Origin of the sequence: Lentzea terrae (assembly GCF_003265345.1) — a bacterium.
Lineage (GTDB): Bacteria > Actinomycetota > Actinomycetes > Mycobacteriales > Pseudonocardiaceae > Lentzea > Lentzea terrae.
On the sequence record NZ_QFWW01000001.1, the window covers coordinates 356,702 to 375,744 of the forward strand.

Sequence of the window (19,043 nt, forward strand, 5' to 3'; positions counted from 1 at the left end):
GAGGCGCGTGGAAAGAGGTGGTTACCTTGTTGTTACAGACGAGGTTCTCTTCGGGGAGGTGCCGTCGACTCGCGGACCACGAGCGACGGTGCCCGGAGGTCGACCGCCGTTCTGGGCTCCCCCGACACCTCGGCGGCCACCGCGGCCAAGCACGCGTGCCCCAACGTCACGAAGTCCATCTGCACCGTGGTCAGCGCCGGAGTCCAGTAGGCCGCACCCGGCACGTCGTCGAACCCGATGATGCTGACGTCGCCGGGGACGTCGCGCCCGGCGTCGTAGAGCGCCCGGCGCACCACCACGGCCGTGTCGTCGTTGCCGCACAGCACGGCGGTGACTTCCGGATCGGCCGCCAGCCGTTGACTGGCGAGGTAGGCCGACCGCGCGTCCCACTCCACCGGCACGACCGCCGGCACCGGCGCACCCACCGCCTCCAGGGCCTCGCGCCACCCGGTTTCGCGCGCGCTCGTGCCGGTTTCCGACGGTATGGCCACGTGGTGCACCGTGCGGTGGCCCAGGTCGAGCAGGTGCCGGGTCGCCTCGGCGGCCGCCTGCCGTTCGTCCAGGTAGATCATCGGACGCTCGACGCCCGCCAGGCCGCCCGCCTCCGTCGCCGCCACCGCGGGAACTTCCGGTGGCAGCGCGCGGAACACCGCGGCCCCGGCGGTGTCGTAGGCGATCACCACGACACCGCCGGCGTTGGGATCGCTCACGTGCTCGACGGCGAGCCGGACGTCCTGCGGGCTGTCGGACTCGACGACCCGCACGCCGACGGCGAGCCCGTTCGACCGGGCGGCCTCCTCGATGCCGCGCAACGTCGAGGCGTAGCCGTACAGCGTCGTGTTGGTGGTGACCACCGTGACCGTGCTCGACTGCCCGGACCCGAGCGCCCGCGCGGCCCGGTTGGGGCGGTAACCGAGCCGTGCGATGACGTCTCGCACCTGCTGCCGCGTCGCCGCGTTGACGTTGGGCGCGTTGTTCAGCACCCGCGACACGGTCTGGTACGAGACGCCCGCAGCTGCTGCGACGTCACGAATGCTCGGCGTGCCGGATGAGCGTCGTGTCACGCCGACATCGTGATCGTTCCCGAACGCGCCGTCAAAGCCGGAGCTGCGCCGCCACGCTCGGCGTGCCCGCGGTGTCGAGGGCGAACAACAGGTAGTTCCCCGGCGGCGCGGTCCCCGGATCGGCCGGGATCGCGACCCGGTGCGAGGTCGGCGAAACCGCCGTCGAGGACAGCGGCACGCGGCGCTGGTCGTTGTCGACCGAGTGGGTGACCGCACTGATCCGCACCAACGAGAACCCCTTGACCGCCCGATCGGTGCCGACCGTGATCGTGGCTCCGTGGGCCGCCGTGGCCGGCGCGGAGGTGATCACCGGGCGAGCCTTGCGCGAACCGTCCGGGTTGAGCAGGTACGGCGGCACGAAGATCTGCCCGTCCGGGTGGTTGGTGGCGCACTTGCCGCACAACCCGCCGCCGCCGGAGAAGACCGTGCCGTCGGGCAGCAGGTTGGCCACGCTGTGGTAGTTGCGCGGGGTGGGCATCGCGGCGAGCTTGGTGAACTTGCCGGTCGCCGGGTTCCACAGTTCCGGTGTGAGCACTGAGGTCTGGTCGGAGAACGGCACCGGGTAGCTCTGCCCGCCGACCACGACGACCGTGCCGTCGGGCAGCACGACGCTGTTGAGGTACGCCCGCGCCGCAGCCATGTCAGAGGTTCTGCGCACGGTCGGCGTGCCGGTGATGTCCACTGTGTACGCGGCCTTGGTGGCATCGGCCTTCTCGTACGCCGGCGCTCCGCCGACGGTGAGGATCTTGCCGATGTCGTACATCACCGCGTTGCCGTTCATGGCGTCTTCCCCGCGCGCGCCAGCGTCGGTGACCTTGCCCTGGCCCGCGGTGTCGACCCAGTGCATCTTCGCGCTCGGCCCGGCGTGGAAGACCCGGCCGCCGCTCGTCGCGAAGAGCCACGCGTGGTTGTCGGCGCGGTAGACCCCTGCCGGGTCGGCGGTCAGAAACGGCGCCGGCGGGACGTTCGGCAGTGATCGCCACTTGTTCGTCCTGGGCGAGTAAAGCTCACCGGCTTTGCCTTTCCTGCCACCGGACCACGAACCGCCGACCGTGAACACCTCACCGGTCGACAGGGTGGTCTGGCCTTGGTAACCGCGCCCGACGGTCATGTCCGCCGCGCTGGACCACGCGTCGGCGCGGGGGTCGTAGATGCTGGCCTTCGTGGCGTTGCTGCCACCGGTGACGAGGATCCGGCCGTCGGCGAGCATGGACGTCCCAGGGCAGAACATGTCGTGCCCGGTGTTGTCGATCCTTCGGTTGCTCACCTGTCCGGTGGTCAGGTCCATGATCGCGGTTTGGGTGTAACCGTTGGCACCACCGAAGTTGTCGACCGCGTAGGCCGACCACATGAGCAGCTTGTTGTTCGGCAGCACCGCGGAAGCCGCCGGCACGAGGGGAAGTCCGATCGGCTGGCCCCACGTCCCGACGACGCTCGGATCGCCTTGGGTTGGTGGCGGCAGTCCGGGATCTCCCAGCAGGTCGATCTCCGCCGCGCTCGCCCACGGCCCGCGGTCTCCGGCCTCGGACAGCGCGGTCAGCCGCACGTACCGCGCGCTGCCGACCGCGAAGCCGATCGTCTTGACCGTGTCGTCGTCGGCCAGCGTGCCCGTGATCGCCGGTGCGCCCCAGGCGTTTCCGTCCAAGCTCAGGTGGATCTCGTACCGGCCGATCCACCCGTTCTTGCGATCAGACCTCGGCGTGTAGACGAGTCCGGACACGCGCTGCGGCGTCCGCATGTCGATCGTCAGCCACTGCGGCAAGCTCGTGGCCGTCCGCCAACGGCTGTGCCAGATCGTCGCGCGGTTACCGTCCAGCACCTGTGCGGCGGGGTCGTCCTCGCTGCTGGCGGTGGCGCCCCAGCCGTCCCGCGGCAGCTTCGGCGCCGCGGGAACCATTGCGGCGGCAGCGATTTCCATGTGCCGATGGTGGTCGTGCGCCTCGGTCTCGTGCAGTTTGGTGAGGTGCGGCACGACCACCGCGACGATCAGTGCCAAGTAGACGGCTCTTCGCTTCATTCCTGCCAGTTCCGCACGTTGTTGAAATTTTGACGACCGTAGTCCTGATCTTGTCGTCGTTCAATCAGCCGTTCGGAGTTGATCACGTGGGCGAACCGGTCGAGACGGGATCACCAGAATGATCGACAGCACCACGAGCAGCGCCAGCAGCACCGCGTTCAGCCACTGGTCGCGCGGCTCGTACATGTGCAGCATCGTCATGTGGTAGACGAAGTGCAGGAAGTTGAACACGAGCAGCGCCGCGCCGGTCATCGGCACCACCGCCGGCTTCCTGGCGTTGGCGAGCGCCGCGAAGGTCAGCACCGTGATCGCGAGGTAGAACCCGCCGACGTCCTTCAGCAGATGCTCGTTGTACGGGCCCAGTTGCGGCAGCCAGCGCAGGCCGAAGCCGGGGAAGTTGGCGTGGAAGGACTGCGGAGCGAAGTAGGCGAAGATCCCGACGTACGCGGACGTGACTCCGTTGAACACCAGGCTGATGCGGTCGAGTAGCAGTTTCATGCCCTCTGGACGAGAGACCGCTTTGATGTGTGACGGTAGTGCCACGCCACGGTGATCGTGGCGGCCAGGAACACGACCTGCATCAGCGTGCGCGGCACCAACTGGTCGTCCCACGACACCGGACCGTTGAGTGCCTTGTGGACGTTCGCCGGGAACATCGCGACCAACATGGCGGTGAGCCCCAACGCCGACCAGCCCGCGGTCCGCGACCACAGCAGCGCCGCCGCAGCAAGCAGCTCCAGCACACCGGTCACCGTGACCAGCAAGCCCGGCGCCGGCAGGAACGGCGGCACCATCGCGATCAGCTCCTCGCGCAGGCCGATGAAGTGCGCGCCCCCGGTCAGCACGAACATGACCGCCAGCCCGCCCCGCAACGCGACCGGCAACGAACGCCGCGCGAGCAACAGCACCGACGTGACGACAACCAACGCAATGAGCGGAGCCATCTCCGCACCCCCTTAACTTGTCAGTGACAAGATTGCGCGGCGCAGAGGCATCTTGTCAACGGTAAGATGCGCGGGTGCCTCCCTATCACCACGGCGACCTGCGCCGCGCCGTCCTCGCCGCCGCCGTGGACGCGATCACCGAGCACGGCCCCGCCCAGGTCAGCCTCCGCGACCTCGCCCGCCGGGTCGGCGTGTCGCACGCGGGTCCCGTCCACCACTTCAAGGACAAGGCCGGCCTGCTCACCGCACTGGCCGCCGAGGGCTTCGCGCTCCTGGCCGATGCCCTCAACGAGACCCGCGCGCAGACCGGCTCGTTCGTCGAGCTCGGCGTGACCTACGTGCGGTTCGCCGTCCGGCATCGCGCGCACTTCGAGGTGATGTTCCGGCCGGACCTGCACCACGCCGACGACCCCGCACTGGCCGAGGCACGCGAACGGGCCGGTGCGGCACTGGCGGGCGGTGTCGAGGCCCTAGGTGAGCAGAAGACCGGTGATCGGCGGACGGCGGGCGTGGCCGCGTGGTCGATCGTGCACGGGTTCGCGACGTTGTGGAACACCGGGAACCTGGCGCGGGACGACGACGCCGAGGAGCTGGCGCGGCGGGTCGCGGCGATGCTGTTCGGCGACGACTGACGCTCAGACCGCCACCCGATCCAGCAGCGGCACTCGCGCCAGCCCCACCAGTGCACCGCCCGCCGTGACCACGCAGGCGACCACGACCGCGGCGGACAGCGACAGCGTCTGCGCGAGCAACGGTCCCGCCACTGCGCCGGCCATCGTCGCCAGCGCCTCCGCCGAGAGGAAGACCGCGCTGATGCGGCCGAGCGCCTCGTTCGGCACGACCGCGCACTGCGACAGGCCTCTGGCCGCACCGTCGCGTCGGTCGCCACCGATGCCGGGCTGTCCGTGCCCTACGTCGCGAACCTCGAGAACGGCAGGGGAAACCCGACGACGAACGCGTTGCGCCGGCTCGCCACCGCACTCGGCACCGAACTGTCGATCGAGTTCACGACTTCGGGCCCAGCGGCGGCCACCAGCCCCGCGCCTCCCAGCGTGGTGAAACTCAGCAGGAGCCGCCGGTTCCAGGCGACCGCCGCCGCACTCGCCGAAGCGTCCGGCCAGGAGCACCAGGTCGTGTCCGCCCGGCTGATCAGCGCGCTCAGCCTGCTCACCGAGGCGCTCGGCGGCGAGGCCGGCGAACACGACTGGTGGCGGGTGCTCGACGCGCTCGTCCTCATCGCGGAGCACCCCGCCTGACGCACGATCGCTTTCGCAGCCCGCCTCGCCGGGCGAGCCGCCGGACAGACCGGCGCGATGCCGACGGCGCACAAGAAGCACGAGGAAATCGACGTCGGCCCGACCGCGCCCTCGAAATAAACATTTTCGCAATCAGATCTCGCGCCATGTGACGCCGATTTAAATATTCCACCCAAGCCGACCCGCACTGCCGATCGCAGGCATGACTTAATAGCGCGTGGACGCCGCGGACGCGATTTGACGTATTCGACGGAACCCGAAAAGATCGGCCGTGCTTCGCTTCACTTGGCGACAGGGGGATGTTTTGACCTCAGGATTCCTGAGCCGGTTTGTGGTGGATGTGAGCCCGCTCCGGGAACGGCGGGACTACCGGCTTGTCTTCTCCGGCTATCTGATCTCCGTCCTCGGTAGCCAGATGGCCACGGTCGCCGTCGCGTACCAGGTCTACGTGCTCACCGGGTCGTCGTGGATGGTCGGTCTGCTCAGCGTGGTGGAGCTGGTGCCGCAGGTGCTCGGCATGTTGTTGGGCGGGGTGGTGGCCGATCGGATGGACCGGCGGCGGCTGTTGCTGGTCCTCCAGTGCGTGTCGGTGTTGACCTCCGGTGGGCTGGCGGTCGTGGCGTCGGGGGCCACTACTCCGTTGGTCGCGGTGTTCCTGTTGGTGGCCGTGCGGGCGTTGCTCGGGGGGCTGACCGCCCCGGCCTACACGGCTCTCAGTGCGCGGGCTGTCGGGCCGAGGCTATTGCCCTCCGCTGCGGCGCTCAACGCGATCGTCATCCAGGCCGGTGTGTTCATCGGGCCCGCGATCGGCGGTGTGCTGATCGGGTCGGCCGGGCTGCCCTGGGTGTACTTGGCGGACATGGTGAGCTTCGCGGTGTTCGCCGTGCTGCTGGCGATGACGAAGCCCGCGCCGCCCGAGCGTTCCGACGCGCACGGCGACGTGGGGCTGCTGGGCATCGGCCGGTCTCTGACACGTGGTCTCAAGTTCACCAAGGACCAGCCGATCCTGCGCGGGGTCATGCTGATCGACCTCAACGCCATGGTGTTCGGGATGCCCAGGGCGTTGTTCCCGGCGTTCGGCACCGCCGTGTTCGCCGCCGGGCCGGAGAGCGTCGGCCTGTTGTACGCCGCACCGGCGGCCGGCGCGTTGCTGGCGGCGCTGGGCAGCGGCTGGGTCGGGCGGGTGCACCGGCTCGGGCACCTGACCCTGTACTCGGTCGCGGCCTGGGGTGCCGCCATCGCTGTTTTCGGTCTCGTCACGTCGTTTCCGATCGCGTTGGTCGCGCTCGCCGTGGCCGGAGCGGCCGACGTCGTGTCGGAGATGTGCCGCAGCACGCTGGTGCAGCGCTCGGTCCCCGACGAGCTGCGCGGACGGGTCAGCGGACTGTGGCTGGCCCAGACGAACGCCGCGCCGCGACTCGGTGACGCCAGGGCAGGCGCGATCGCCAGCCTGGCGTCACCGGCGTTGGCCGCTCTCTCCGGTGGGCTGCTGTGCATCGCCGGCGTCGTCGTGTGCGCCTGGCTGCTGCCCGACCTGCGCAAGGCCGTCAACACCGAACACGAGCCCGAGCCACGAGCCACCGAACCCGCACAGGAGTGAGCCGCACGGGCCGGGCGGGTCAGCCGACCTGCCGGCCCCGGTACCGTTCCAGTCCCCGCACCGCCGACCGCACGTCCCCGGCGTGGCGGTCGGTCAACGCCGAGACCCACCGCTCCAGCCCCATTCCGAGACACGCCGAGTACGCGAACCCGTTGTCCGGCAAGGTGATGTCGCACCGCTCGGAGAAGAAATTGCGGTGGAAGTTGACCGATGCGATCGCCACCCCGCGTTCGCTGACGAGTTCCTGCTTGACCGGGATCAGCCGCTGCATCTTCGCCCGCGGCCCGTCGGAGTCGAAGAAGGGATCGGTCGCGTCACGCAGCGTCGCGTTCACGTCGAGCGCCTTCGCGAACGCGACGAGCCGCTGCCGGGCCTGTTCCACGAACTCGCCCACGGTGTCGGCGCCACCGATCCGGACGATCTCCCGCATCGAGAAGCTGAGCAGCCGGTCCAGCCCGACGTACTCCTTCTCCTGCCGAAAGCACCGGGCTCGGGTGGTGACCGTCGTCCGCTCGTCCACGGAGGTCCCGCTCAAGGAGAAGTACACGTTGTAACAGGCCGCCGAGGGCAGGACGTACCCGCTGTCGGCCAACATGTCGGCGCGCACGGTGTCCCGGTCCGCGGTGTGCGCCGACATGTCGGCGAGCTGGTCGGCACGCAGCCCCGTGACCATCATCCCCAGCTGGGGGAAGTTGTCGAAGTAGTCGATCCGCTTGAGGTCGGCGACCTGAAGCAGCGGCGGGTACGACACCTCGTCGGCCCCGAACTCCCGGGCCCAGTCGAGGAAACAGGCGTCCAGCAGCCCGACGAGCCGCAGCATGTCCGGACCGATGGTCGCCAACCCGTCGGCCGCTCCCGACCGGGGACTCTCCCGACGTGTCCGCACGGTCACCGCACCAAGAAGTGGTCGTTGATCATGCGGAGGGTCCGGAAGGACTCCAGCTGCACGTCGTCGGACAGCAGCGGCTCACCCCTCAGCTCCTCCACGAACAGCAGGAGGGAGATGAACTCCAGCGAACTCACGATCCTGCTGTCGATGATGTCCAGGTCAATGTCGATGTCCTCCAGCTCCGGGTGCTTGTCCAGCACCCACTTGCGCAACTCGTCGAGCAGGCCGTCGTTCATCGTCGTCTCCTCAGCAAAGTGGTCCACCGACCCGGAATGCCGCGTCACCGGCGGCGCAGCCGCACGGGGATGTGTCCCGCCCGGCGGAAGATGTGGCCGGTGATCCCGGGCGGCGAACCGCCGACCGCCTCCGGCTCGAGGAACCGTTCCCGCAGGACGCCGAGCAGTGTGTGGAACTCCCGCTCGGCCAGGAACATGCCCGGACACGCGTGCTGGCCGACCCCGAACGTCAACGCGCCCCGCTCGGCGCGCCCGAGCCGGAACCGCTCCGGCTCGGTGAACGCCCGCTCATCCCGGTTGGCGCTGGCAATCGAGAGCAGCACGGCGCTGCGCCTGCCGATCGGAGTTCCGCCGATCTCCAGGTCCTTCGCCGCGAACCGCAGCACCGAGTGCAGCGGCGGCTCCCAGCGCAGGCTCTCCTGGACGGCGGGTGCGATGGCGTCCTGATCGCGCCACACCTCGGCCAGCACGTCGGGGAAGCTCAGCAGGCAGTGCATGATGTTCGAGATCGCCGAGACACTGGTCTCGGTACCCGCGACCAGCATCAGCATGATGGTGCCCAGCAGTTCCGACTCGCCGATCCCCGCCGACCGGGTGGTGTCGGCGTGGCGCAGCCGGTCGATGATGGAACCTTCGGGCAGCCGGTCGCGGTCGGCCAGCAGGTTGCGGAAGTAGTCCTCCACGACCTGTTTGGCCTTGTGCGCCGGTTCGAGCTCGCCTTTCGGGTAGTCGAGCACCCGCACGATCGGGCGCATCTGCTCGTAGAGCCACGGCGCGTCATCCGGCGGGACGCCCATGAGCCGGCACACCACCCCGTACGGCACGGCGACCGCGATCCGCGAGACGAAATCGACCTCGCCGTCGTCGGGCAGGCCGTCCACCACTGAGTCCACCACTGGTCTGATCACGTCCCGGAGGTGGACCGCTACCGCCGACGCGCCGAAGAACGGGTTGACCAGCCGCCGCAGCGTCCGGTGCGCCTCTCCGTCGGTGTCGAGCATGTTGCGGCCGAACATGAGTCGGCTGGCGCGCAACACGAAGTCCGCCGCGAGATCGGCGCGGGCCAACCCGTCACGTACGTCGGCATGTGCGGTGACGACGTAACAGCCGCTGGGCTCCGAGAAGTGCACTGGCTCGGTGGCGCGCAGGTGCGCGTACACGGGCCACGGGTCGAGCAGGAACTGGTCCTGTCCGAAGTCGAGGGTGTGCTGCACCGTCATCGCTCCGCCAGCGCCCTGTGCAGCCGGGCGACCTCCACCGCCATGGTGATCTGCCGTCCGAGTTCGCCCGCGAGCGCGACGTCGGACGCGCCGAACTCGGCCTTCTTCCGGACTCCGGCGCGCACCAGTGTCAGCGTCCCGAACATCCGGCCGCGCGCCGAGAGCGGGATCAGCAGCGCCGAGAGCACCCCCAGTTCGGCCGCGTCGCTCCGCGACTTCTCCGTGGCGCTGCCGCCCGACTCGGCGTAGACGACCTGCTTGCCCTCGGCCAGCACGTCGGGTGTCCGGTCACCGAGTCCCGCCGCGCCGTCGGCGAAGAACGCCAGTTGGCGTGCCACCACGGCGGGATCGAGGCCGACGACGTGCTCGGTGACCGTCTCAGCGGGTACTTCCCCGTCCACCAGGGAGATGCGGCTGACGTCGGCGAGGAACGCCACGCTCGCACGTGCCACTTCCCGCAGCGAGACGTCGAGGTCGACGGTGCCGGACAGCGCCGCTCCGCAGTGCGCGAGGAAACCGAGCGCCTCCTCGGCGGACTTGCGGCCGACGATGTAGCGGATCGCCACGCCCCAGGTCTCCTGGGTGCTCGACGTGCTCGAAGTGGTGGATGTGGTGGATGTGCCGTTGTCGTCCATGTGATGCTCGCTTCCCGCTCAGTCGTTGCGTGGCCAGCCGAAACCGCTCGGAACGGTGAGCTCGGCGTCCGGGTCGTGGTCGGAGAACAGGAAGCAGCGGGTGTTCTCGAACCTGCCGTCCTTGAGCCGCAGACCGGAGTAGATGATCACCGGCTCGGACTCGCCGTCCTTGCGCAGCAGCCGCGCCCGGAAGTTGATCACCGGTTCGCCCTCGACCAGCCTGCGCAGCAGGTCCTCGACGATCGCCTTGTTCGAATGGATCTTGCGGACGTGGTGGCCGACGTACTCGTCGCGGTGGTCCTGGTAGCCCAGCAGTTCCAGTTCCATCCGGTTGGCCCGGAGAATGAGGCCGTTGAACCCGACGAAGTGCACCCCGGCGGGCGCGCCCTCGAAGAAGTCCTCCAGCTCCTCCAGCCGGGTCTGCTTCTCCTCCTGGCTGAGCCCGGCGAGCACGTCGTCCGCGTCGTGGTTGACCAGCTGGGCGCCCCAGATGAAGGCGTCCTCGTTGGTGCCCGGCGCGCCGTGCACCTCGATGTGCGGGTTCACGCTGGGCAGCTGCGAGATCAGCCGCCGGCGCACGAACCACCGGGTCGCCACCCACTCGCCGGCGACGAACCGCGCGGACACGTCGATCAGCACGTCGCACGTCGAGCCGTCCGCGGTGCGCAGAGCCGCTTCGACGTTGTTCAGCCGCGCACCGCCGGCGAGCCGGTCCCGCAGCGACCCGGCCAGGGCGGGATCGGCGAAGAAGTCGGCGAAGTTCCGGCCGACGATCTCGTCCCGCCGGTCCAGCGCACCCAGGATCTGCAGCATCGCGATGTTGGCGGACCGCACCGTGCCGTCGTTGTCGGTGATCTGCAACCCCAAGGGGGCGTTGACGAAGAAGTCCTCCAACTGCTGGAGCCGGGCCAGCTCCTCGTTCGTCGTGGCCTGCTCGATACCTGAACTCACGGTGTCTCCTCGTCGTCGGTGTCGTTGACGTCTCGCGGCGCGTGCTCCACTGCTCCGGCCAGCGCGCGGACGGTGCGGAGTTCGAAAAAACGCTGGAACGGGATCTCGACGCCGAGCGAGTCCCGGACCCGACCCAGCACGCGCATGGCGAGCAGGGAATGCCCGCCCAACGCGAAGAAGTCGTCGGACAGCCCGATGTGGTCGGCACCGAGCAGCTCGCTCCAGATCGCCGCGATCTCCCGTTGTGCGGCGGTGACCGGCAGCGGGGCGGGAACAGGCGACGGATCGGCCTTTTGTTCGGCCAGTGCCCTCCGGTCCACCTTGCCGCTGGGCGTCAGCGGCAGGTCGGCAACGACGCGGATCGTCGACGGAACCTGGTGGGCGGGCAGCGACAGCCGCAGGAAGTCCAGCAGCAGTTCGGGTGTCGGTTCCGTCCCCGGCTCGGGTACCACGGCGCACACCAGCCGGGTACCGCCCGCCGAGTCGACCGGGACGACCGCCGCCCGTGCGACCTCCGGGTGGGACCGCACGGCCCGCTCGACCTCCGCCAGACCGACGCGGAATCCGCGGATCTTCACGATCCCGCTGTCCCGTCCGAGGAGTTCGAGGGTGCCGTCGGGCCGGTAGCGGCCCCGGTCACCGGTTTCGTACAGCAGGCGGCGCGATCCCGCCGGGGCGAACGGATCCGGGCGGAACCGGTCGTCCGAGTCGAGGTAGCCGTCCGCGGGTGCGGCACCTCCGACGTGGACGGAGCCGGGCAGCCCGGCCGGAACCGGCCGCAGCGACGGGTCCAGCACGTACACCGAGGTGTTCGCGATGGGCCTGCCGAGCGGCACGGTCGCCGCGTCGCCCAACTCCGCGGTGTCGAACCAGGTGCAGTCCGCCGCGACTTCGGTGGACCCGTACAGGTTCCACAGCGTCGCGCCCGGCACCTGGCGGTGGAAGCGGGAGACGAGGTCCACGGGCAGTTCCTCGCCGCTGCTGATCCAGTGGCGCAGCCGCGGCAGGCGGTCACCGAGGTCGGGGAACGCCTCCAGGAGCGCGTGCAGCAGTGACGGGACCAGGGTCATCCGGGTGACGCGGTGCGCGTCGAGGCTCCGCACCAGGGCAGGAGCGTCGCGCACCACCTCGTCGGGCAGCACCACCGTGGGAACGCCGCGCAGCAGTCCGCCGAACATCTCCCCCAGGGAGTCGACGAACCCGAGCGCCGTCTTGTGGACGCACACGTCGTCCGCCTCGAACGGCCGTTCGTCCCACAGCCACGCCAGGCGGTTGACCATGGCCGAATGCACACCGCGCACGCCCTTGGGGCGGCCGGTGGAGCCCGACGTGTAGAGCACGTAGGCGAGGTCGTCCGGCGCATCCGCCGCCGGCGGTGCGGTTGTGGGCCACCCACCGAGGTCGGCGTCGACGGTGATCGTCGGCAGGTCGGTGCCGGGCAGGCGGTCGCGGTCGCCGGTCGTCGTGAGCACGAGCCGGACGGGTGCGTTCTCCAGCGGCCACGCGAGGTGCGCGGCGGGGTAGGCGGGGTCCAGTGGCAGGTACGCGCCGCCCGCCTTCAGCACGGCCAAGACGCTGATCACCGACAGCACGGACCTCCGCTGGTGCACCGCGACGAGCGCACCCGCCTCGATCCCCTTCTCCCGCAGCAGGTTCGCCAGCCGGTTGGCCCGCTCCTCGACGTCGCGGTAGGTCAGTGCGGTGCCCGATGCCGGCACGAGCGCGGGCGCGTCCGGGGTGCGGGCGACCTGCTCGGCGAACAGTTCGTGCAGGCGACGTGCCGGAACCTCCAGCGAACGCCCCCGGACGTGCGGCGCCACCGCGTCGGCGAGGGTCAGCCGCGACAACGGCTCGTCCGGGGCGTCCAGCGCCACCCCGATCAGACTGCTCAGGTTGTCCGCGAACATCCCGGCGCCGCCCTCGGTGAACAGGTCCCGGTTGTACTCCCACGCACAGCGGTAGCCGTCGGACTCGCGCACGGACAGCGCCAGGTCGAACCGGGTCGTCTCCCGTTCGACGCGCAACGCGCCGACGTCCACGCCGGGCAGCCGCCACGGCACCGGGTTGGCGTTCTGGTAGGTCAACACCACCTGTGCCACGGGGTCGCGTGCCGGATCGCGGTCCGGGCGCAGGTGGGCCACCAGCTGGTCGAAGGGCAGGTCCTGGTGGGCGAACGCGTCCACGTAGCTCTCGTGCACCCGCCCCAGCAGTTCGCGGAACGACGGGTCCCCGGACAGGTCCACCCGCAGCACCAGCGTGTTGATGAAACAGCCGACGACCTTCTCCAACTCGGCTCGGTTGCGGTTGGCCACCACCGTGCCGATCGCCAGGTCGTCCTGCTCGGTGTACCGGTGGAGCAGCGCGAACAACGCCGTCATGAAGAACACGAACGGCGAGACGTCCTCCAGCCGGGCGAATTCGTCCAGTCGCGCCGCCGACGCTCCGGTCAGGGCGAACCGCGTCCGGCCGCCTCGGTGGCCGCGCCGGGCGGGACGGGCCAGCTCGGCGGGCGGCACGCTGACCGGCGGCAGGCCGTCCAGCCGTTCCCGCCAGTGGCTCACCAGCCGCTCGAGGGGTTCACCGGTCAGCCACTCCCGTTGCCAGCGGGCGAAGTCCCCGTACCGGATCGGTGGTGGAGCGGGCTCGGGCCCACCCCGGTAGGCGTCCGCGAGCTCGCCGGCGAGGATGCCGAGCGACCAGCCGTCACCGACGATGTGGTGCAGGCACAGGACGAGCACGTGGAGGTCGGGACGCGCACGCAGCAGCCGCACGCGGAACAGCGGCCCTGCACCGAGGTCCATCGGTTCGGCGACGATCCCGGCCGCCCGTCGCGCCAGGTCGTCCTCGGCCGCCTCGTCGACCGGCAGCCGTACCGGCCGGAACGGCGTCACCCTGGCGACAGGCTCGCCGTCGACCACCGGGAACGCGGTGCGCAGCGTCTCGTGCCGCCGTACGAGGGTGTTCAGCGCGGCTTCCAGCGCGGTGACGTCGAGCTGTCCGCGCAGCCGCAGCACGACCGGCATGTGGTAGGCCCCGGCCACCTGGTCGAGCCGGCCGAGCAGCCACAACCTGTTCTCGGAGAAGGACAACGGCCGGTCGCCGTCGTCCGCCCGTGCGCGCAGGGGCGGTAGTCCGCGCTGCCGCGCGTGCACCGCCCGGACGGCGTCGAAGAACCGGGCTCCCCGGCACTCCCGCTGGTCTGCCGCGTTCACCGCCCCACGCTCCCTTCTGGTTGGCGCATCACGGATTCGAGGGTCCGCCACAACCGGGGCCAGTCCTCGGTGAAGTAGAGGTGCCCACCCGGCAGCTCGATCAGCTCGAACGACGATGTGGACCAGTCGGCCCACCGCGCGCACAGCCTGGCGGGCACCGCGTCGTCGTCCACGCCGCGCAGCGCGGTGATCGGGAAAGGCAGCGCCTGGACGACATCCGCGCGATACCCGGAGAACAGCGCCACATCCGCGCGGAGCGCGGGAAGCAGCAACTCCCGCAGCTGGGGCACCGACCACACATCCGACTCGGTTCCCGCTCCCCTCCGGACCCAGGCGATCAGCTCGTCGTCGTCCAGCGCCGCCAGGTGATCGGGCCGGCGGGACGCCGGGTCGGCCGCGCCGCCCACGACGAGCCGGCTCGGCAGCGGACCTCCGGCGGCCACCAGCTCCCGCGCGGTCTCGAACGCCAGCACCGCACCGAAACTGTGCCCGTACAAGGCGAACGGCTCTCCGCCGGCCAAGTCGAGCACCTGCCCGGCACACCGGCGCGCGGCCTCCGCCATCGAACCGGAGTGCGGCTGGGTGAACAGTTCCTCCCGGCCCGGCAGCTGGACCGGCACCACGCGCAGGACGTCCGACTCGTAGTCCTGCCACGGCCGGTACAGCCCCGCGCCGGCACCTGCGTGCGGCAGGCACATCAGCCTCGTCCGCGTCATGGCCGCCCCGCTCCGTCGAGCCGAGCGGAGAACGCGGTGGACAGCGCGTCGAGCCGGCTCGCCCAGCCGGCGTGTTCGGGCGCCTGGAACACGCCTTGCCAGCGCTCACCGTCCCGGACCTCCAGCAGCACCTCGGCGTAGCCGCCGCGCGGACTGACCGGTCGTGACCGCAGCCGAGCGGGACCGGCGTCGTGGTCCACCCGCGGCCAGCTCTGGTAGAGCAGTGTGGCCTGGTAGAGCGGCATCCTGCGGCGGTTGCCCGGCGCGCAGGCGGCGACGATGTCCTCGATCGGCAGCTCGCTGTGGGTCAGGGCGTCCACTGTGGACTCCCAGACGCGGGCGAGCCCGCCGTCGCGGCCCGCGCCGACGACCCGGATCGGCAGCATGTTGATCATGCAGCCGATCTCGTGGTCCGCGCCGGGCGGCCGGTCGGCGAACACCGTGCCCACGCAGAAGTCGTCGGCGCCACCGACCTCGCCCAGCGCGGACGCGAACGCCCACAGCGCCAGGGTGAACACCGACATCCCCGCTCTCCTGGCGTACGCGCGCAGTCGTCCGGCTTCCTCGGCCGGACGGCTCCACTCGTGCTCGACCACGGTTCCGCGGGTCAACTCGCGCAAGGTGGTCGGCGCACCCAGGTCAGGCAGCTCCGGCACACCGTCCAGCCGGGCCCGCCAGTGCCGTTCCAGCAGGGCCCGGCGCGGCGCGGCGATCACCGGCTCCGGACGGCGGTCCGACACGCCCAGGTCGGCGCGGCCGGTGTCGAACGCCTGGCGGTAGGCCGCGGCGAGGTCCTCGGTGAACACCTGACCGGACAGGCCGTCGAACACGATGTGGTGCACCACGACGAACAGGTCGCCACCGCGCAGGCCGACCCGGATCAACGAGCCTCCGGCCAGGTCGAACGGGACGGCGGTCAGCACCCGCGGCACGTCGGCGAGTCCGACGTCCGGTGGCAGGCGCACCAGTTCCGGGCCGCCCTGCCCCGCGTGCACCTCGCGGACCAGCGCCGTGCCGCGCAGCGCGAACCCGGTGCGCAGCGCCTCGTGCCGGGCGCACACCGCGCGCAGCGCCTCGGCGAGCGCGATCTCGTCGACCAGGCCGTCGATCTCGATGTGCAGCAGCACCGACCGGGTGCCGGCGCCGATCTGTTCGGCGAACCAGAACCTGCGCTCACAGGTCGACGCGGGTTCGGTGCGCGGGCTCACGAGCCGGCCTCCTCGATCGTCTTCGCCAGGTCGGACAGCGTCGAGTACTGGAAGACGTCCCGGAGCGTCACGTCCGGGTGCCCGGCGTCGTGCAGCGCGGTCAGGACCCGGACCGCCAGCAGCGAGTTGCCGCCGATCCGGAAGAAGTTGTCCTTGCGCCGCACGTCGAGGCCGAGCACCTGCCGCCAGATCCGCGCCACGGTGGACTCCACCCCGGTGAACGGCTCCTCGTCCGGCTCCGGCACCGGCACCGGACGCGGCACGAGAGCGGTCACGTCCAGCTTTCCGTTGGCGGTCAACGGGAACTCCCCGACCGGCGTGATGGTCGACGGCAGCATGTAGGCGGGGAGTGCGCGTTCCAGGTGCGCCCTGAGCTCCTCCCCCGGCGTCTCGTCGTCGAGCACCACGTAGGCGTCCAGCCGGGGCGGGGAACCGGTGGCGACGACGGCCGCCGCCCGTACGCGCGGGTGTCCGGCCAGCACGGCGCGGATCTCGCCGGGCTCCACGCGGTGGCCGCGGATCTTCACCTGGTCGTCGATCCGGCCGAGGAACTCCAGTTCGCCGTCAGGCCGGTAGCGGCCCAGGTCTCCGCTGCGGTAGCAGGCGCCGCCGGGGAACCGCAGGGCGGTCAGCTCCGGCCGGTTGAGGTAGCCGGCGGACACGCCCGAGCCGGCGACGTGGATTTCACCGGCGACGCCGACCGGGACCGGGTGCCCGGCGGTGTCGCGCACGTGCAGTTCCCACCCCGCGAGCGGCCTGCCCACCGAGCGCTCGGACCGGGCGGTGTCGGCGGCGGTCAGGTCGCGCAGGGTGCAGTGGACCGTCGTCTCGGTGATCCCGTACATGTTGACCACGCGACCGGGTTCCGGCCGGTGGTCGAACCAGGGCCGCAGCGATGTGGTGTCCAGGGGTTCGCCGCCGCAGACCAGCAGCCGGACCGCGAGCCGGGACAGCCCGCTCCCGACCGAGCCCGACAGCACCGCCAGCGCGGACGGCGTCTGGCTGAGCACGGTGACGCGGTGGCGCACCAGCGTCCGGTGGAACTCGGCCGGGTCCCGCGAGGTCCACCGCGGCACGACGACCAGCCGTCCGCCGGTCAGCAGACAGCCCCACACCTCCCACACCGAGAAGTCGAAGGCGACCGAGTGGAACCAGCTCCACACATCGGACTCGCCGAGCCCGAACTCGCCGGACGTCGCGCCGATCAGGCTGACCACGTTGCCGTGGGTGACCACCACACCCTTCGGCTCGCCGGTCGAACCCGACGTGTGGATGACGTAGGCCGGGTCCCCCGGTGACACCGGGACCGGCGAACGTCCGGTGGCTTCCGCTGCCACGTCCACCGTGCGCAACCCGGTCAGCGCCGTCGCACGGTCGGTGACCGCCACCCGGAGCCCGGCGTCGGCGGCCGTGAAGGCCAGTCGCTCGGCCGGGTACGACGGTTCGAGCGGCACGTAGGCCGCCCCTGCCTTCAGCACGGCGAGCAGCGCGACGACCAGCCCCGCCGAGCGCTCCAGGCACACACCCACGCGGTCCCCGCCGACGACGCCGGCTTCCGCCAACGCTCCGGCCAGGCGGGTCGACCGTTCGTCGAGTTCGCGGTAGGTCAAGTCGCCGTCCACGTCGCTCACCGCGACCCGCTCGCCGGAGCGGGCCGCCTGCCGGGCGAACAGCGAGGTGACCGTGTCCACCACCGGAGCGACCGGCGCACCGCGCCCCAGGGCGAGCACCGCGTCCCGTTCCGCGGCCCCCAACGTGGGCACGTCGGCCAGCGGGCGGTCGGCGCCCCTGGCGAACTCGGTGAGCACGGTCCGCACCTGCCCGGCGAACCGCTCGACGGCGACCGGGCTGAACACGGCCTGGCGAAAGACCAGAACGCCGTGCATGGAGCCGTCCGCGCGGTCCTTGACGTAGCAGGTCATGGGGAACGGCGCGGATCCAGGACCTGGTGCGGGCACCGGCTCGCAGCGGGTCGGACCGGTGCTCAGCGTCGGCAGGTCGGCTCTGGGCACGACGACGACCTGAGGGCCCGCGCCACCGTGTTCGCCGAGGACGAGGGGCAGCGGGAAGTGCGACCGCCGGTAGGCGCGCAGACCGGAGTCGTGCGTGCGGCGCAGGTACCCGCCCACCGTGAGGTCCCCCGCGGCTTCGACCAGGACCAGCACGGTGTTGCCGAAGTAGCCGATCGACGCGGCGTGCCGGGGCGAGCGGCCGTTGACGGTCACACCGACCACCGGCGTCGCGGTGCCGCAGTTCCGGGAGAGCACCAGCCCCACGGCGGCCAGGCACGTCGCGTGCCAACTGGCACCGGCCGCCGCCGCGACCGACCGCACGCCGCCCCACGTCACCGGGTCCAGCGTGAACTCGACCCGCCCGGATCCCACGCCGTCGTGCGCGGGCATCCCCCACGCCAGATCGAGCGCCGTCGTGGCGGCACGCAGTTCCGCGCGCAGGTCGGCGAGACCCGCCCCGTCGCGGGCGACGCGTTCATGCCGGTTCGCGGACCACTCACCGAACCGTCCTGGCTCGGGCGGCACGCCGTCGACCAGGAGCCACCGCGCGACGAGCTCGACGGACGGCTCGTCCACCACCAGGTGGTGCGCGCCGATGACCAGATCCGCGCTCTCCGCCGAGTACCGCAACAACACCAGCCGCACCAACGGTCCGCGGACCAGGTCGTACGGCCCGGCCACGGCGTCGTGCGGAGTCCGGCACCGGCCGGGCCGGTCCCGGACCTCCAACACCACCGGCCGGTCCGCCGCGACGAGGCGGAACCCGTCCCGTCCGGTGACGACGCGCGAGGCGAGCAAGGGGTGCAGGCGGACGAGTTCCTCGACCCGCTCGGCGAGCCTCGCGTCATCGCGGGGACCAGTCACCCGGTACACCGCGGACACGGTGTAGCCCACCGGGTCGGCCGCCGCGGTGTCCGCGAGGTAAACGCCTTCCTGACCGGGCGAAAATTGCACACCAAATGACACGCACAGCCCCCCGTGATCCACAGCGCCGGTCGGAAGAAACCGGCGCCCCCGATCCTGCGATCGAACGCGTCGAATACCCGGGCAAACCCGCCGCAAGATTTGCGCGAATCTGCCTCG

The 19,043-nt window shown here is 70.9% G+C and carries 17 protein-coding genes; 3 read left to right on the forward strand and 14 right to left on the reverse strand.

Going from position 1 to position 19,043, the window contains the following annotated elements; genetic code table 11:
• Positions 1-32 precede the first annotated feature (32 nt).
• From DI276_RS01575 to DI276_RS01590, 4 genes are read right to left on the reverse strand one after another with little or no spacing between them, the layout of a single operon-like run.
• Positions 33-1,064 (reverse strand): LacI family DNA-binding transcriptional regulator, encoded by a 1,032-nt coding sequence (locus DI276_RS01575; protein WP_112261426.1) that lies wholly within the window; start codon positions 1,062-1,064, stop codon positions 33-35.
• Between the two features lie 31 nt (positions 1,065-1,095).
• Complete coding sequence (locus DI276_RS01580; RefSeq protein ID WP_112261427.1) at positions 1,096-3,081, reverse strand: discoidin domain-containing protein; 1,986 nt, start codon at positions 3,079-3,081, stop codon at positions 1,096-1,098.
• A 60-nt stretch (positions 3,082-3,141) separates the two neighbouring features.
• Positions 3,142-3,579: a hypothetical protein gene (locus DI276_RS01585; RefSeq protein WP_112261428.1), complete on the reverse strand. Its 438-nt coding sequence runs from the start codon at positions 3,577-3,579 to the stop codon at positions 3,142-3,144.
• The gene (locus DI276_RS01590; RefSeq protein WP_112261429.1) at positions 3,576-4,025 is read right to left on the reverse strand and encodes a DoxX family protein; all 450 of its coding nucleotides are present in this window, start codon (positions 4,023-4,025) and stop codon (positions 3,576-3,578) included. Before DI276_RS01590 ends, DI276_RS01585 begins: the two co-directional genes overlap by 4 nt.
• Positions 4,026-4,099: 74 nt before the next feature.
• Here DI276_RS01590 and DI276_RS01595 point away from each other — a divergent pair, with 74 nt between their 5' ends.
• On the forward strand, positions 4,100-4,657 hold the full coding sequence (locus DI276_RS01595; protein ID WP_112261430.1) for a TetR/AcrR family transcriptional regulator: 558 nt from the start codon (positions 4,100-4,102) through the stop codon (positions 4,655-4,657).
• Positions 4,658-4,660: 3 nt separating this feature from the next.
• On the opposite strand, the gene DI276_RS51765 is transcribed toward DI276_RS01595, so the two are convergent.
• On the reverse strand, positions 4,661-4,864 hold the full coding sequence (locus DI276_RS51765) for a hypothetical protein (RefSeq protein WP_232836381.1): 204 nt from the start codon (positions 4,862-4,864) through the stop codon (positions 4,661-4,663).
• Between the two features lie 9 nt (positions 4,865-4,873).
• Between DI276_RS51765 and DI276_RS51770 the strand changes: the two genes are divergently transcribed.
• Together DI276_RS51770 and DI276_RS01605 are read left to right on the forward strand one after the other, a co-directional pair.
• A complete protein-coding gene (locus DI276_RS51770; protein ID WP_269814219.1) occupies positions 4,874-5,281 on the forward strand; it encodes a helix-turn-helix domain-containing protein in 408 nt (135 codons plus the stop codon).
• 340 nt (positions 5,282-5,621) lie between these two features.
• On the forward strand, positions 5,622-6,881 hold the full coding sequence (locus DI276_RS01605; RefSeq protein ID WP_157984457.1) for an MFS transporter: 1,260 nt from the start codon (positions 5,622-5,624) through the stop codon (positions 6,879-6,881).
• A gap of 19 nt (positions 6,882-6,900) precedes the next feature.
• Here the strand turns inward: DI276_RS01605 and DI276_RS01610 are convergent, their stop codons facing one another.
• Genes DI276_RS01610 through DI276_RS01650 form a run of 9 tightly spaced genes read right to left on the reverse strand, consistent with a single transcriptional unit; the run spans position 6,901 to position 18,926 of the window.
• Entirely contained in the window at positions 6,901-7,767 is an 867-nt protein-coding gene (locus tag DI276_RS01610) for a class-II aminoacyl-tRNA synthetase family protein (RefSeq protein WP_157984458.1), read from the reverse strand.
• Positions 7,768-7,769: 2 nt separating this feature from the next.
• On the reverse strand, positions 7,770-8,006 hold the full coding sequence (locus DI276_RS01615) for an acyl carrier protein (protein WP_112261434.1): 237 nt from the start codon (positions 8,004-8,006) through the stop codon (positions 7,770-7,772).
• A gap of 44 nt (positions 8,007-8,050) precedes the next feature.
• On the reverse strand, positions 8,051-9,226 hold the full coding sequence (locus DI276_RS01620) for a cytochrome P450 (RefSeq protein WP_112261435.1): 1,176 nt from the start codon (positions 9,224-9,226) through the stop codon (positions 8,051-8,053).
• Positions 9,223-9,861 carry a GAF domain-containing protein gene (locus DI276_RS01625; RefSeq protein WP_112261436.1) on the reverse strand — a complete coding sequence of 213 codons (639 nt, stop codon included), beginning with the start codon at positions 9,859-9,861 and terminating at the stop codon, positions 9,223-9,225. Before DI276_RS01625 ends, DI276_RS01620 begins: the two co-directional genes overlap by 4 nt.
• An 18-nt stretch (positions 9,862-9,879) precedes the next feature.
• Positions 9,880-10,812 (reverse strand): PAS domain-containing protein, encoded by a 933-nt coding sequence (locus tag DI276_RS01630; RefSeq protein ID WP_112261437.1) that lies wholly within the window; start codon positions 10,810-10,812, stop codon positions 9,880-9,882.
• Positions 10,809-14,024, reverse strand: a complete 3,216-nt coding sequence (locus DI276_RS01635; RefSeq protein WP_198680399.1) for a non-ribosomal peptide synthetase — start codon at positions 14,022-14,024, stop codon at positions 10,809-10,811. Before DI276_RS01635 ends, DI276_RS01630 begins: the two co-directional genes overlap by 4 nt.
• Positions 14,021-14,740, reverse strand: a complete 720-nt coding sequence (locus DI276_RS01640) for a thioesterase II family protein (RefSeq protein ID WP_112261439.1) — start codon at positions 14,738-14,740, stop codon at positions 14,021-14,023. Before DI276_RS01640 ends, DI276_RS01635 begins: the two co-directional genes overlap by 4 nt.
• Positions 14,737-15,948, reverse strand: coding sequence for a condensation domain-containing protein (locus DI276_RS01645; RefSeq protein WP_112261440.1), 1,212 nt, complete (start codon positions 15,946-15,948; stop codon positions 14,737-14,739). The genes DI276_RS01640 and DI276_RS01645 overlap by 4 nt, the downstream gene beginning before the upstream one ends.
• Complete coding sequence (locus DI276_RS01650) at positions 15,945-18,926, reverse strand: non-ribosomal peptide synthetase (RefSeq protein WP_198680400.1); 2,982 nt, start codon at positions 18,924-18,926, stop codon at positions 15,945-15,947. Before DI276_RS01650 ends, DI276_RS01645 begins: the two co-directional genes overlap by 4 nt.
• Between the last annotated feature and the right edge of the window lie 117 nt (positions 18,927-19,043).